The 15684-nt window shown below is 39.6% G+C and carries 12 protein-coding genes; 5 read left to right on the top strand and 7 right to left on the bottom strand.

What is annotated here, in order from left to right; all coding sequences use genetic code 11:
• Positions 1-142: 142 nt before the first annotated feature.
• Positions 143-421 carry a trp operon repressor gene (gene trpR, locus FPK91_RS07620; RefSeq protein WP_144210130.1) on the top strand — a complete coding sequence of 93 codons (279 nt, stop codon included), beginning with the start codon at positions 143-145 and terminating at the stop codon, positions 419-421.
• A 223-nt stretch (positions 422-644) separates the two neighbouring features.
• On the opposite strand, the gene FPK91_RS07615 is transcribed toward trpR, so the two are convergent.
• Together FPK91_RS07615 and slyD are read right to left on the bottom strand one after the other, a co-directional pair.
• A complete protein-coding gene (locus tag FPK91_RS07615; RefSeq protein WP_144210128.1) occupies positions 645-1028 on the bottom strand; it encodes a hypothetical protein in 384 nt (127 codons plus the stop codon).
• 310 nt (positions 1029-1338) lie between these two features.
• The gene (gene slyD, locus FPK91_RS07610; protein ID WP_144210126.1) at positions 1339-1899 is read right to left on the bottom strand and encodes a peptidylprolyl isomerase; all 561 of its coding nucleotides are present in this window, start codon (positions 1897-1899) and stop codon (positions 1339-1341) included.
• 799 nt (positions 1900-2698) lie between these two features.
• On the opposite strand from slyD, the gene thrA reads away from it, so the two are divergent.
• The 4 genes from thrA (at position 2699) to FPK91_RS07590 (ending at position 8152) form a co-directional block, all read left to right on the top strand.
• On the top strand, positions 2699-5167 hold the full coding sequence (thrA, locus tag FPK91_RS07605; protein ID WP_144210124.1) for a bifunctional aspartate kinase/homoserine dehydrogenase I: 2469 nt from the start codon (positions 2699-2701) through the stop codon (positions 5165-5167).
• Complete coding sequence (thrB, locus tag FPK91_RS07600) at positions 5164-6120, top strand: homoserine kinase (protein ID WP_144210122.1); 957 nt, start codon at positions 5164-5166, stop codon at positions 6118-6120. Before thrA ends, thrB begins: the two co-directional genes overlap by 4 nt.
• Positions 6121-6151: 31 nt before the next feature.
• Positions 6152-7435, top strand: coding sequence for a threonine synthase (thrC, locus tag FPK91_RS07595; protein ID WP_144210120.1), 1284 nt, complete (start codon positions 6152-6154; stop codon positions 7433-7435).
• 168 nt (positions 7436-7603) lie between these two features.
• Entirely contained in the window at positions 7604-8152 is a 549-nt protein-coding gene (locus FPK91_RS07590; RefSeq protein ID WP_319593232.1) for a hemerythrin domain-containing protein, read from the top strand.
• Between the two features lie 159 nt (positions 8153-8311).
• Here the strand turns inward: FPK91_RS07590 and FPK91_RS07585 are convergent, their stop codons facing one another.
• The 5 genes from FPK91_RS07585 to FPK91_RS07565 form a co-directional block, all read right to left on the bottom strand.
• Complete coding sequence (locus FPK91_RS07585) at positions 8312-8497, bottom strand: DUF3545 family protein (RefSeq protein ID WP_144210118.1); 186 nt, start codon at positions 8495-8497, stop codon at positions 8312-8314.
• 199 nt (positions 8498-8696) lie between these two features.
• Positions 8697-10334, bottom strand: a complete 1638-nt coding sequence (gene pgi, locus FPK91_RS07580; RefSeq protein ID WP_144210116.1) for a glucose-6-phosphate isomerase — start codon at positions 10332-10334, stop codon at positions 8697-8699.
• A gap of 17 nt (positions 10335-10351) precedes the next feature.
• The gene (gene tal / locus FPK91_RS07575) at positions 10352-11305 is read right to left on the bottom strand and encodes a transaldolase (protein ID WP_144210114.1); all 954 of its coding nucleotides are present in this window, start codon (positions 11303-11305) and stop codon (positions 10352-10354) included.
• A 306-nt stretch (positions 11306-11611) separates the two neighbouring features.
• On the bottom strand, positions 11612-12709 hold the full coding sequence (locus tag FPK91_RS07570) for an OmpA family protein (protein ID WP_144210112.1): 1098 nt from the start codon (positions 12707-12709) through the stop codon (positions 11612-11614).
• 340 nt (positions 12710-13049) lie between these two features.
• Positions 13050-15416 carry a phosphoketolase family protein gene (locus tag FPK91_RS07565; RefSeq protein ID WP_144210110.1) on the bottom strand — a complete coding sequence of 789 codons (2367 nt, stop codon included), beginning with the start codon at positions 15414-15416 and terminating at the stop codon, positions 13050-13052.
• Positions 15417-15684: the final 268 nt, after the last annotated feature.

Below are 15684 nucleotides of genomic sequence, written 5' to 3'. Positions count from 1 at the left end.
ATCTAAGTGCGAGTCTACTTTGTGTCTAATTGTAATTAGCTATGTAAAGTTCACTTTAATGATTTTAAAGTATATTTGATTTCTGTATCTGGTTAAGCTTTGTTACACTTGTACTGTTGAGGCATTACTAAAAGAGAATGACATGCGAGCGAATTGGGATTCAGTGGTAGAAACAGTTTTAAGTCATCCTAAAACAGATGAACTGGGCATTTTGTTTCAATTATTATTTACTGAAGAAGAACGAAGTGCAGTTGCTGGTAGGCTTAAAGTGTTCCAACTACTTCTTCAAGGTGAGTTAAGTCAACGTCAGATATCATCGGAATATAAGGTTAGCATCGCGACAATTACACGCTGCTCTAACTACCTTAAAAATATGCCTCAAGAACAAAAAGAAAAAGTTAAACTGCTAATATTGGATTGAATGGATAATGAGGTCTGCAGTTTGGCTAAGGTTAAGATTACTTGATGGGATATGGCGCTTTTTTTGAGCGGAATCAGCTAAAAGCCTTCGCTTTTGAGCTAAGGCTTTCAATTAATCTAGATACCGAATTCAAAAGAATAAGCACTATATTATGAGCTATAAATGTAGAGCTATAAAAGTAGAGCTATAAAAGTAGAGCTATAAATATAGAGCTATATATTGATTAATATTTTGCTCTAAATGCTGGTGGCAGTTTATGGTGTCGGTAGCTAATTCGACGTATCAAGATGTAAGCACCGTAAGCTAATAGGCAGGCTGCAATTAATACACCTGAATCTTTAGGCAAAAAACGGAATATCAATCCTGCTGACATGATATAGATAAATGGAGTGTATCCATATAATGACTCTGGTATGAAACCGTCAACTCGTTTTCTTTTTTTATCTGTGCGACGATTTTTAGAACGTTGATTCCATATATGGGCGCCATAGAAAAAGACTAACAAGGAAGCAATTATTGCGTAGGGCTCTTGCAAAAATACCACACTGCCACCGCCTACAATGATGTAAGTTAGGGGTAATATTTCATAAATCGGTTTAATTAACATAAGCACTCCTTCGCTTTTTATTAATTGTTATTTAGCTTAAAAGATTAAGTCTTTAATCTTAACAACATTGTTATCAGCTAATCAGTAACAGTAAGCTTGCTTTAGAAAACATAAGCTGTAAGCACAATGATTGTAGTAACGATTGGAAATGTAAGAGTAGACTTACAATTCATATACAATGAATAATAACTCAAAAAAAATACGTTACCCAAAAAAATGGCTAACGCATTATTGATTTCAAACTTTAGTTTGATGTTACAATTCCTAAGCTATTGAATCTTTGTCTATGGCAATTCCAATCACTTAAAATTTAGTGGCAGCCACAACCGCCGTTACCATCACATCCAGGTTTTTCAGTGTCACATGCTTCATGTTCATGAGCGTGCTCGCTTCCACCACAACCGCCAGCGCCATGAACGTGTCCATGGGCAAGCTCTTCAGCCGTTGCTTCACGTACATCCACCACTTCAACGCTAAAGTTTAATGCTTGACCTGCTAGTGGATGGTTGCCATCAACAACGACAACAGTATCTTTCACTTCTGTTACTTGAACTGGACGTTGACCCATTTCTGTTTCAGCGATAAAGCGCATACCTGGAACGATGTCTTCAACATCACCAAATGCTTCAATAGGTACTTCTTGTTTTAGGCCGTCATGGTATTCACCATATGCTTGCTCAGTTGGAATATTCGCGTCAAATTTGTCACCGACCACTTTCCCTTCTAGCTCAGTTTCTAAGCCTGGAATTAAGCCTTCAGTTCCATGAAGATAAACCATAGGTTCAGCTTCAAATGAGCTTTCAATTAAACGACCTTCTTGATCGGTTAAACTGTAGTGAATAGTTACTGCTGCATGTTTTGTGATTTTCATAACGACTCCAATTCTTAATGTGGCGGCATAATACTATTGTTTTTACAAAGTCGCGATAATTTGTATCAGCTTTTGCTTATTCAATCACATGTTTTTAAGTCTAGGCTTTAAACACATTAATCTTACTTAATAGTAGGAAAATATCTGGCTGTTCGACTTCTAGTCATCTCGTATTCATAGCCGAGTCGATCATGAGTTCAATTATGGATAGCTAAAATTTACTGCCTTCTAGTTAATGATGAATCATTTTCATATGGTTTTTAGTTATAACTTGTATTTAATGTATGCTTTTAGATGTTTAGCTATGCAATTCGATTGAAAACCAATATTTTATCTATGGAGATTATTGTTTTCTAGGTTTTTAATTTAAGTTAATGAAATGAAAGTATAAATAAAGTCATTGGTTATTTCTTTACGTTGACGTAAACATACTTTAGTGCTGATTTATGGTTATGTAATTAGTCTAAAGCTCCCATTTTTATCGTTCTCAAAGCATAACCGCGCTAATGTGAGTCTTGTGCTTAAAAATAAACCGCTATTAGGGGTTGACAACATACGTCAAAAAAAGCAATTCTGTTATTAATTCAAAACAAATACATATTAAATCGAGTGTAATGATGAAGTCCTTTAACCATGTTGTAATTACCATTATTACAACCACCACAATTAACATTGTGGGGGCGGGCTGATTACACCCTAAAGATTTATTACAACAAGCCCGCTTCCCAAAAAGAAGCGGGCTTTTTGTTTTCAGATTTAAATTTATTATTTAGCGCTATCGAGTTAATGGAGTAAGAAGATGAAAGTGATGAAATTTGGTGGGACTTCGTTAGCCAACTGGCAACGATTTTTGATGGCTGCAGATATAATTGAACAATCAGCTGCCGATGAGGCTATTGCGACAGTATTGTCTGCACCAGCTACGATCACTAATGCATTATTAGAGCTAGTGAGCCTAGCGCAAAATAATCAAGATACAACAGCGGTTTTAACCCATATTGAAACCGTGTTCAGCGGATTATTTTCTGATGCGGCAAAGAGTGTCATTTCACCACAACAAAAGGCATTACTTGATGAAAAGTTAGTGCTGCAATTAGCTGATTGGAATGACAAGGTCACTGGTATAAAGCTGCTCAATGAATGTCCCGATCACGTTCAAGCACAAGTTATTGTTTCTGGTGAACGCTTATCTGCGGCGTTAATGGAACAAGTGATGTTGGCTAAATCATTAACTGCTGCCCAATTTGATCCAACTAAACTCTTTTTAGCCCATGGTAAACCACTTGAATCTATCGTTGATATCAATGAAAGTAAGCCTCGATTTGCACAATTACCATTAAGTGAAGCCAGAGTTTGGATCATGCCTGGTTTTACTGCTGCAAACGAGCAGGGTAAAACAGTCACGTTAGGGCGTAATGGTTCTGATTATTCAGCTGCGGTATTAGCTGCGTGTCTTGACGCATCAAGCTGTGAGATTTGGACTGATGTCGATGGGGTGTATAACACTGACCCAAGAGTGGTGTTAGACGCGAAGCTGCTTGAGCAACTTAGCTACCAAGAAGCTATGGAGCTTTCTTATTTCGGCGCCAAGGTACTGCATCCAAAAACCATTGCTCCTATTGCTCAATACCATATTCCTTGTTATATCAAAAATAGCTTCAACCCTTCAGCACCAGGCACATTAGTATCAAACCAAGCGGATAAAACAGGCTTACAAGTTAAAGCTATTTCAAATCTTGATGACCAAACCATGTTTAATATTTCAGGCCCTGGCATGAAAGGCATGGTGGGTATGGCGAGCCGAACGCTGGAAGCCATTTCTCGTAGTGGTATTTCTGTTTCATTAATCACCCAAAGCTCATCTGAATACAGTATCAGTTTTTGTGTTAATACTGATGAGGCTCATAAAGCGAAACAAGCATTGGAAGTTGAATTTGAATTAGAGATTCAATCTGAATTACTTGAGCCAATCGAACTAAGACAAGATTTAGCGATAGTGTCACTTATCGGCGATGGCATGAAAACCCACAAGGGCGCCGCGGCTAAGTTTTTCAGCGCACTGGCAAAAGCGAGCGTGAACATTATTGCTATTGCGCAAGGTTCATCTGAGCGCTCAATATCAACCGTTATTCAGCAGCGTAAAACAAAACATGCGATTTCAGCATGTCATCAGGCATTCTTTGACGTACAACAATATTTAGATGTGTTCTTAGTCGGTAGCGGTAATGTTGGTGCAGGCCTGTTAGAGCAAATTAAACAGCAAACGGCGATGCTAAAAGAGCAACACATCACCATGCGTGTATGTGGCATAGCGAACTCACGTAAAATGTTACTTAACAGCGATGGTGTTGATCTAGCTAATTGGCAAGCGCTGCTTGCTGATAGTGAAACCCAGTACAACCTTGCTGAAATGCTCGCATGGGGTAAAGAGCAGCAACTACTCAACCCTGTGTTGGTTGACTGTACTTCAAGTGAGTTAGTGTCAGATCGTTATTTGGATGTGATGAATGCAGGCTTTCATGTCGTGACCCCAAATAAGAAAGCTAACACCCGTGATTATGCTTATTACCAGCAATTACGCACCACAGCATTATTGCAACGTCGGCTATTCTTGTATGAAACAACAGTTGGTGCAGGTCTCCCAGTTATAGATAATTTGAAAAAGTTATTATTTGCTGGTGATAAATTACAGCGATTTAACGGCATTTTATCAGGGTCGTTATCGTATATATTTGGCATGCTGGATGACGGTATGAGCTTATCAGAAGCAACAGCTATCGCCCGAGATAAATGTTTTACAGAGCCTGATCCTCGTGAAGATTTAAGTGGTTTGGATGTGGCTCGAAAAGTATTGATTTTAGCCCGTGAAGTCGGCATGCCGTTAGAGCTGGATGATATTAATGTCGAATCTGTCCTGCCAAGCTCATTTGATGATTCAGGTGATGTTGAAACCTTTATGAGTCGTTTACCGCAACTTGATGCACAAGTCAGTGCGCGAGTTGAAGCAGCAAAAGCTGAAGGTAAAGTACTGCGTTATGTGGGCCAGATTGAAGCGGGTAAGTGTCATGTGCGTATTGTAGAGGTTGATTCATCAGATCCTTTATACAGCGTTAAAGGCGGCGAAAATGCGCTGGCATTTTATAGCCGTTATTATCAGCCTATCCCTTTTGTGTTACGCGGTTATGGCGCGGGTACTGATGTGACGGCTGCTGGCGCGTTTGCTGACGTATTAAGAACATTAAACTGGACTCGTGAGGTGGGGCTATGAGTAATAAAGTAACCTCAGAGCAAGCAATTACCGTTTATGCTCCAGCCTCTATGGGCAATGTGGGTGTCGGGTTTGATTTACTCGGCGCTGCACTTGCGCCAATTGATGGCAGTTTACTAGGTGATAGAGTGATGATTGAGGCTGCTGATGCAGGTGTTCATTATTCTCAAACTGGCCCTTGGGCGCATAAGCTACCAGAAGAAGGCAAACAGAATATCGTCTATCAGTGTGCTGAGTTTTTTCTTGAAAAACTCAATGCTAAACAAGGTGTGGCCATTTGTTTAGAAAAAAACCTGCCTGTTGGTAGTGGTCTTGGTTCTAGCGCAAGCTCTGTTGTCGCAGCGCTTTATGCATTAAATGAGCATTTTGAACAACCTTTTGATGAGCAAGCCTTATTGCTATTAATGGGCGAGTTTGAAGGTATGATTTCAGGTAGTGTGCATTTTGATAATGTCGCGCCTTGTTATTTGGGTGGCATGCAGCTGATGCTAAACACACCTGATAAAGTATGTGCAGGTATTCCTACTTTTAAGCAATGGTATTGGGTGGTCGCATACCCGGGTATCTCACTATCAACAGCGAAAATGAGAGACTTATTACCGCAGCAATATGATAAAGCGGTCGCTATTGATTTTGGCCGCCACTTAAGCGCATTTGTGCATGCAAGCTACCAACAAGATCCAGAGCTTGCTATTGCTGTGCTAAAAGATGTAATGGCTGAGCCATATCGCGCAGATTCAATTCCTGGTTATACCGATGCTCGTGCACAGCTTAAAAAGTTAGGTATGCTAACAACAGGGATTTCAGGCAGTGGTCCAACGCTGTTCTCTGTCACCGATAGCTTAGAAAAAGCTGAAACAGCTAAAGCGTGGTTAGAACAACATTATTTATCGCAGGCTGGTGGTTTTGCCCATGTCTGTCAACTTGATGAACACGGTACTCGTCGAGTTTAGTCCACCAATTTTAATTTAAAGGCGTTTAAAAATGGAATTATATAATTTAAAGCACCCATCACAAGTGGTGAGTTTTAGTGAAGCAGTAAAGCTTGGGCTAGGTAAAGATAGAGGGCTGTTTTTTCCTAAGTCGATTCCTGTACTTGAGAATGTAGACGAATTACTTGCACTGCCGTTTGTAGAACGAAGCCAACGTATATTGGGTGCATGGCTTGCTGATGAAATAGGCCAAGATAAAGTGAATGAGCTAGTGAATAAAGCTTTCACTTTTGAAGTGCCATTAGTGAAAGCTGATGATAAACGTGCGTGTTTAGAGTTATTTCATGGGCCTACATTGGCATTTAAAGACTTTGGTGCTCGCTTCATGGCGCAATGCGTTAATTTATTAGCGGGTAATGAAAAGCTGACTATTTTAACCGCTACATCTGGTGATACCGGCGCCGCTGTTGCTGATGCTTTCTTCGGGCTTGAATCTGTACAAGTTGTGGTGATGTACCCGAAAGGGAAAATTAGCGAACTTCAAGAAAAAATGTTCACCACCTTAGGTAAGAATATCCATACGGTCGCCGTTACATCTGACTTTGATGCTTGTCAGACATTAGTTAAACAAGCATTTGATGATAGTGATGTCCGTGATGGATTACATTTAAACTCTGCGAACTCTATCAATATTAGTCGTTTGTTAGCACAAATTTGTTACTATTTTGAAGCTGTTGCAAAAGCAAAGAAAACCAGTAATGACGACATAGTGTTATCAGTGCCAAGCGGTAACTTTGGTAATTTAACCGCAGGTTTATTTGCTAAAGCGATGGGCTTACCCATAAAACGTTTTATTGCCGCCACTAATTCAAATGACACAGTACCGCGTTATCTTGCAGCGGGTAATTGGGCGCCAAATTCAACCATTGCGACCATGTCTAATGCGATGGATGTGTCTGAACCATCAAATTGGCCGAGAGTTGAAGCTATCTGTGAAGCGTTGCATTGGCCATTATCTTCAGTTACAGGGGTCGCCCTTAATGAAGCGCAAACCGCAGCAGCGTTAAGTGATTTATATCAACTTGGTTATCAATCTGAACCGCATGCAGCGATTGCTGCTCAGGCTCTGTCTGATGAGCTTAAAGAGGGTGAAACAGGTATCTTCTTAGGGACTGCGCATCCTGCCAAGTTTAAAGATGTGGTTGATGAGCAATTAAATATTGATTTGCCGCTACCACCTGAACTTGCTGCAGTAGTGAACAAACCGATTTTATCTGCTGAACTTGACGCTGATTTTAGTGCATTAAAAGCGCACCTATTTAGTGTTATCAAGTAAGCTATTTTATCAGTATTTTAAAGCACCTTAGGGTGCTTTTTTATTGGTTGTTTATCAACCTTTTCTGCTTTTTCCCATTTTATGATCTTGGTCATAACAACCGCTTATTCATTGCTGTAGATTAAAAATCATAATGTTTGTTTACTCTTTAGACATGAAGGAATTGTGATGATGGATAAAATGATACTTAAAAGGCTAATGAATGATCATAAAAACATTGCCATATTATTGGATGTTCTAGCGAAGAAAAATCACAAACTTTCCGAAGGTGAAGCCGTTAATTTCGCCCTTATCAGAGACGTTGTTGAATACATGCAAGTTTATGCTGAACATAGCCACCATCCCTTAGAAGACATTACCTATGACTATTTTGTTAAAAAGTTTTCCAGCCCTTGTAATCAACAATTACATGAAGAACACAGCAGTTTAGCTGAGTCTTCTGGTGCACTCATGTACAGCTTAAACTTGATACTGTCTGATGTGGTGATTTCAAGAGAAAAATTGATTTCTGATTTAAAAGCCTATGTTGAAATGCAAAAGGCACATATGCAGTATGAAGAAAGTGAACTGTTCCCTCTATTTGCCAAACAGTTAGAAACTGATGACTGGGATAAGATTAAACTGCAGTGTGAACAACGCTTGGTTGATGATCCATTGTTTAGTGATACTGGTGACAATATTTTTGAAGACTTAAAAGAACATATAGAAGCGGGTTAATCAAAGTAGAAAGCATACCTATTTAAGTCGTAACTAGTTAGATGATCTTACTTCAATAGGAAGGGGATATTATTCAGGCGATTAGCAGGCAACAAAAAGAGCGCATCTAGCGCTCTTTTTAGTTGTTGGTTTGAATAACTATTCACTTAGTTATAAAACCTATAAAGGCATTGCTTCAAAATCAAAATCAAAACTAGTATCGATGTCTTGAAGTTCTTTAAGTAAGCGTTGTCTGTCCTTTAATTCCTCTATTTCTCGCCATTTACGTTTTTTGTTTGAGCTTTTTGAGCGAGTGGGTCTTTCAACAACTTGGTCTAGCGCACCACCATAGTCTAAACGATCCATGGTAAACCTCCCCTGTTATTATGATGTCTCTATGCAAATAAATACCATATTTCATCGTTATAGTGCAATAGTTATGTTTCATTAATGTTAATGAGATCTTAATTCTTCATGAATGTTGGCTGGTATAAATAGAGACTTGTGCTATGAGAAGGGACTTTAGATGTATAAAAAAGCCAGCTTTCGCTGGCTTTTTTAGTGTTTAAATCTGACCTTTACGATACAAATTAATTAATGAATTACTGGAGCAATCGAGCTCGCTAGCATCATTTTCGGCGCCAATGCGGTCTAGTACATCATTTCCGAGAACTTTACCTAACTCCACTCCCCATTGGTCAAATGAGTTAATTCCCCAAATAGCGCCTTGAACAAAAGTGCGATGTTCATAAAGGGCAATTAACGAACCTAGAGTTGTAGGAGTGAGTTTATCCATTAATAAAGTATTGCTTGGTTTATTACCTGACATCGCCTTGTGCTTTGATATAAGCACTTTTTCTGCATCAGGGATGTCTTTGTCTGCTAACTCAGCTAAGGCTTCTTCATAGGTGCGCCCTTGCATCAATGCTTGGGTTTGGCCAAAGCAGTTAGAAGCAAGTTGATTATGATGTTCACCTAATGGATTGTGACTTTGTAGTGGCATAATAAAGTCAGCAGGAATAAGCGCAGTACCTTGATGCAATAACTGATGATATGCATGTTGGCCATTAGTGCCTTCTCCACCCCAGATAACAGGGCCAGTGCTAAAATCAACGCCAGTACCATCTAGCATTACTGATTTACCGTTACTTTCCATGTCAAGTTGCTGGAAGTAAGCAGGAAGACCACGCAGGTAATGGTCATAAGTCAGTACAACATGTGATTGGGCATTATGGAAATTGCCATAAAGCACAGACAGCATGCCCATAATAACCGGCATATTTTGCTCAAGTGGTGCTTGGGCAAAATGTTGATCCATTTGGTTGGCACCCTCTAGCAACTGCTTAAAGTTATCCATACCGACTAACAGTGCAATAGGTAAACCTATTGCTGACCACAATGAGTAACGCCCGCCGACCCAATCCCACATAGGGAAAATGTTTTTAGCATCTATACCAAATTCAGTTGCCTTAGCAACATTGGATGTAACCGCTACGAAATGTTTAGCTACATCATTTTGGCTAGCGCCATTGGCCAGGAACCAATCTTTAGCACTTAAGGTGTTGGTCAGTGTTTCTTGGGTGCCAAAAGATTTTGATGACATAACAAATAATGTTGTTTCATTATCTAAACTTTTCAGCTTTTCACAGATAGAGCTGGCATCAACATTGGCAACAAAATGACAACTAAGTCCTTTTTGCCAATAAGGTCTTAATGCTTGAGAAACAATTTTAGGCCCAAGGAATGAACCGCCAATACCAATACTGACGATATCAGTGATAGTCTTGCCGGTATAACCTTTCCATTCGCCTTGAGATACTGACTCTACAAACTGAGTCATCTTTGCCAGTGTTTGCTGTACTTCAGGGACAATATTTTCCCCTTCAGCCATAATCACTTGCTCAGGCTGACTTCTCAGTGCGGTATGTAAAACCGCACGTCCTTCAGTATTATTGATAATGTCGCCATTAAACATGGCTGAAATTTTAGCGGATAAATTAGCTTCTTCAGCTAATTTAAAGAGCAAGGCTAAACCATCATTATCCACTCGGTTTTTAGAGTAATCTAATAATAAACCACAGCTCTTAAGGCTCATTTCTTCAAAGCGGTTATTATTTTGTGCAAATAATTCACGCATATGAGGTAACGCAGCAGCGTTTAACTTTAACTGCTGCCAGGTATTACTCTGAGTTAAATTAGTCATGCAAATCACTCCGTTGATTAGCTTAGTTTTGCGTTTAACATGACCTCAAGTTTACCTTGGTCAATGGCGAAATTACGAATTCCTTCAGCCAGCTTATCAACTGCCATTGGGTCTTGGTTATACTCCCAACGAAATTGCGCTTCAGTTAATGGCGTTGGTGCAGGCGCTGATGAAGTTGCTGGTTTAAGTTTTTGTGTAATAACAGCATCACTATTGGCTAGCTCTTCTAATAGTGCTGGGCCAATCGTTAGACGATCACAACCTGCTAACTCGATAATTTCACCGGTATTACGGAAACTTGCGCCCATGACTACTGTGTTATAGCCATGAAGCTTATAGTAGTTATAGATGTCGGTTACAGAAACTACACCAGGATCGGTTACAGCGGTGTAATCAAGACCAGTATCTTTTTTGTACCAATCTAAAATACGACCAACAAAAGGTGAAATAAGGTAAACACCCGCTTCAGCACATGCTCTAGCTTGAGCAAAACTGAATAACAGCGTTAGGTTACAGTTAATGCCTTCTTGTTCTAGTACTTTAGCGGCACAGATACCTTCCCATGTAGAAGCTAACTTAATCAGAATACGTGATTTATCAATACCAGCGTCTTTATATAACTTAATTAATTTGTGTGCTTTTTCAATCGACCCTTCTTTATCAAATGAAAGTCTCGCATCTACTTCTGTAGAGATACGGCCTGGGACGATTTTAAGAATTTCTACGCCGATATTTACGGCTAATTTATCACCAGCATCTTCAATTTGTTGGGCGACATTATTCGACTGTACTTTTGCCCAAGCGATAGCGTCATCAATGAGTGGAGCATACTCAGGGATTTGTGCTGCTTTAAGAATTAGAGAAGGGTTTGTGGTTGCATCTTCTGGTTGGTAGCGCTTAATTGCTTCAATGTCGCCGGTATCAGCGACGATAGTGGTTAATGCTTTCAGTTGAGCTAACGTGTTCGCCATGGAAATTTCCCTCTCAGTAACAAAGTTATTTTGTTCAATGCGGTTATTAGAAGCGATTTTACTGTATTTTCCAACAGATTATGTAAAAAAATTACAATAAAAAACGAAAAATGAACCGATAATCTGTAAAAGGTGTTATTTAATGTCTGATTTATTTGATATTTAGTTGGGAAAAGTTGTTAACTTACTCATTTGGAGGGTTAACACTCCTTTGCTTTCAAGCTTTGAATATTTCTGTCGGTAAACTTTTAAAAGCAAAAAGTCGCTGCAAGCAGCGACTTTAACAAGTTTGTATGACTGTTTAGTTTATTTTAGTACAGGGCGAGTTTCTGCACCACTAACAACAGCATCAATACGACGGTTCTGTTTGTTAGCTTCAGCTGAACTACCTTCAATGATTGGGCGAGTTACACCGTAACCAACAGCTTCAAGTCTATTTGCATCAATACCGTAATCTTGCACTAAGGTATCAACAATCGTTTGAGCTCTACGCTCTGATAACGCCATATTATAATCAGCATTACCTACGTTTGATGCATGGCCTTCGATAACTACAGTTGTGTGTGGGTTATCTTTAAGGTACTTAACTGCTTTTAATAGACGATCATGTGACTCAGCTTTCAAATCTGCAGAATCATTATCAAACAGTACTCCTTCTAAACGAGAAGACACAGGTGAGTCCTCATAAAGAGTACAGCCTTTTTCATCAACTTTATGAGTTGATGGTGTATCCGGACACATATCCATATCATCAGTAACGCCATCGTTATCTGAATCAATTGGTGCAGCTGCGACAACAACTGGTGCAGGTTTAGTTTCACCAAAGCGGTAGCTTAATTCTAAGCCCCAGTAGTTACTTTCCATTGAAAGCGTATCGTATGCATCGTCATCAAGGTTTTCATAGCGACGATACTTAGCTTGTAATTTTAAGTTTTCGGTAAAGTTATAACCAACACCAACGCCAACATACGGTGCAATACCACTGTCACTGTAGTATTCAGTATTATAATTTTTTTTGTTAGATAATAGATAGTTCATTGCACCGGCTTCTGCAGATAAACTCCACTTTTCAGCAAACGGATAAAAACCAACTAAACCTAAAGCCATGCCTCTAGCGCCGACATCGTTACGTTTGTCGCTGTAATCAGTCCATTCAGCGCGTCCCAAGTCTCTATAACCTAACTCAACACCAAAATAGTCATTAAATAAGTATCCACCAAAAACATCCCATGCATAAGGATCGTCTTCACCACATACTTTCATTGTTTTTAGGTCACAGTTAGGTTCATAGTTATTAATACCTAATCCACCACCGACATACCAAGGGGTTAACTCTTGTTCAGCCACCGCTGCAAAAGGTAACATTGAGGTGAGTAATACTACTTTTAACGTGTTCTTCATCATATATAGTCCATTGTTATTTTACTTCACCAAAACAAATGTTAAGCAGTTGTTTGCTACATGTGTTGCCGACACTTATGCGGTGTTCCTATTATATTATAGCCAGCAGGCTAATTATCGTTGTATTTTCAGCGGTTTTCCATAGCCAAAAGGATTAATTTTATATTCATTTGATAAAACTTATTTAAATTCGCTCTGCAATTGTAATTAAAGGTGGTGGGTATGTTGATTTTGTTGCCACGATTAACGTGGTTGATTGTATTAATGAGTAAACATAAAAAAAGCGCCCTAAGGCGCTTTTTTAGTGGATAACATTATAAAAGTCATAGAGTTTAGGACTCTATCAACGCGTCCAAACCCAGTTTTCAATCTCTTCAGGGTCAACACCGTTAGCTTTAATATAGTTACGATGCTCAACTAATCGTTGTAGCATGTTAGTTGTTATTTCAACATGTTGAGTTTCGTCGATAACACCTTGTTGGAATAACTTGTAAGCCATATCAATCACTAGGTGATAACGGGAAGTCCCATTTCGAACGCCCATATCAAATGGCGTCGTTGTAGAACCTTCTTCCTCATAACCTTTAATACGGAATCGTTTACTACCTTTATAGTCAAATACCAATTTCTTGATGGTATTTGGGTAGCCATGGTAATTAAATACTACGCCTTTATCTTCGGTGAATATCTCATCCATCAACCAAGGTTTATTTTGGAATTTACGACTACCTAAGCCGTTGCTATTAAGTTCAGTTACGCTGACGAAACGAATGCGAACTCTTGGCAGTAGTTCTCTGATGAGTACTAAAGATGCCATACATTCCTGGGTGACATAATCGCCACAACCAGCAAGTACCACATCAGGGTTGTCATCAGAGGCAAAATCCCAAACCATCACGCCATCTTTAGTTTGTTTACGTGCTTCATCAAGTGATAGCCATTGAGGTAAATCTTTTTTACCTGCCACTAAAATATTGAGCTTATCGCGATCTTCATAGGCGCGTTCTGTATAAGTCAGTGTGCTATTGCCATCTGCAGGTAAATAGGCAGAAATGATATCTGGATGCTTCTCTAGCATGGCGCCTAAGAATGAAGGGTTTTGATGCGAGTAACCATTGTGGTCCTGACGTTCTAATAAAGAAGACAGAACAACGTTGCAAGAAGGCACTGGTTTACGGAAATGAACCCCTTGGCTGGCATAAACGTACTTACAGTACTGATCAGCCATTGATGAAACTACTTGTGAGAAAGCTTCATATGTAGGGAACATGGCATGACGGCCTGTTACTGTGTAACCGTGCATCATTCCGAAGAGAAGGTTTTCCGACAGCAGTTCAATAACACGACCATCGCGAGCCATATCTTGATCCCAGCTTTCAATCGGCCATTGCCAAGCGCGATCTGTTTCTTCGAATACCGCTTGGAGCTGATTTGAGTATGTTTCATCAGGGCTAAAGATACGTAGGTTACGTTGATCTCTATTTAATTTGAATGCATCACGCATCCATTCACCCATTTTGTACATTGAAACGCCGCGTGTACCCCGTGGTGTTTCTGGTCCATAACTTAATTTTTTAAGGTCTGGCTGCGAAAGGGCACGAACTACTTCACCGCCGTAGCTTAAGTGTTGACGACCACAGCATAAATGTTTCGGTGGCAGTAAAGATTGAATTTCTTCATCAAAAGTAATTTCACCTGCAGCATTAATGCTACAAAGCTCATCGAATTTGTAACTGGCTAACCAATCATTAAGTGCTTTTAGATGACCCGCATCGGTTGCACATTTATTGACAATAACCTGGTGAGATTCGCAGTTGCCTTCAAGTTTTTTACCGCCAAACTCAGAAGTACCGGTCCAACCTTTAGCTGTACGCATCAGAATGACAGGCCAGCGAGGCTTACAAACATCTTCGCCATGGCGAGCACGTTTTTGAATATCATTGATCATCTCGTAAGACAGATCCATGGCCTCTTTCATTTGGATAAAGACATCTTCTTCTTGTTGATCATCAACAATGATTGGGTGATAGCCTAAACCGCGAAACTCAAGGTCTAACTCTTCATGGCTCATTCGGCCCATACGAGTGGGCCCAGAAATTTTATAGCCATTGATATGAACAATTGGCAGTACAGCACCGTTGGTTGCTGGATCAACAAGACGGTTGGCATACCATGATGCAGCCAATGGACCTGTTTCTGATTCACCGTCACCAACTAAACAGGCAGCAATTAAGTTTGGATTATCAAGAACTGCGCCCCAGGCTACAGATAATGAATAACCTAATTCACCACCTTCCAGAATTTGACCGGGTGCTTCTGGGTTAGCGTGTGATGGGTAACCATATGCAGCAGAGAATTTTTTACAGATATCTTCAATACCTGACTCATTATATGGAATTGTCTCTGGATAGAAGTGGCTTAAAGAACCTTCAACAAAAAGGTTTGCCTGAACAGCAGGGAAGCCATGTCCTGGACCGACTAAATAAATGAACTCTCTTTCGTGTTTAACGATTAAGCGATTAACATTGGCGTAAACAAAATTAATACCTGGACAGGTTCCCCAGTGGCCTAATAGCCGAGGTTTGATGTCTTTATGCTGTAGCTCTCTTTTGAACAGGACATTCTGCTTAAGGTAGATTTGCGAGGTAGCGAGAAAGTTAGTTGCTCTAACATATTTTTTAAGAGCAGTGATTTCATTTTGCTGTGTCATGGTGACCTCATTATGAAAGATAAGATTGATTTAATTCTTAATGAGAACACTGTATTCTCAATTTGGTTGCAATAATGTGTTCTTTGTCTAACTTTTTTATTAAATATTTTAATGATAAAGATGGTTCAAGGTTGGAATTCTGTTAATAGCTATAAGGTTTAGGGGCTGTAGGTTGTTATTTGAGATAGAGGATAAGGTCTGAGTTTAAGGAAGTGTGATCTATATCACCCGTGTTTGAAGTTGTTCTATGCTAGTTTTTTGTCCGAAA

This window comes from Shewanella donghaensis (assembly GCF_007567505.1).
In the GTDB taxonomy this organism is placed as follows: Bacteria; Pseudomonadota; Gammaproteobacteria; order Enterobacterales; family Shewanellaceae; genus Shewanella; species Shewanella donghaensis.
The sequence above is the reverse complement of the archived record's forward strand: the minus strand, read 5'-3'. Positions and strand labels throughout refer to the sequence as shown.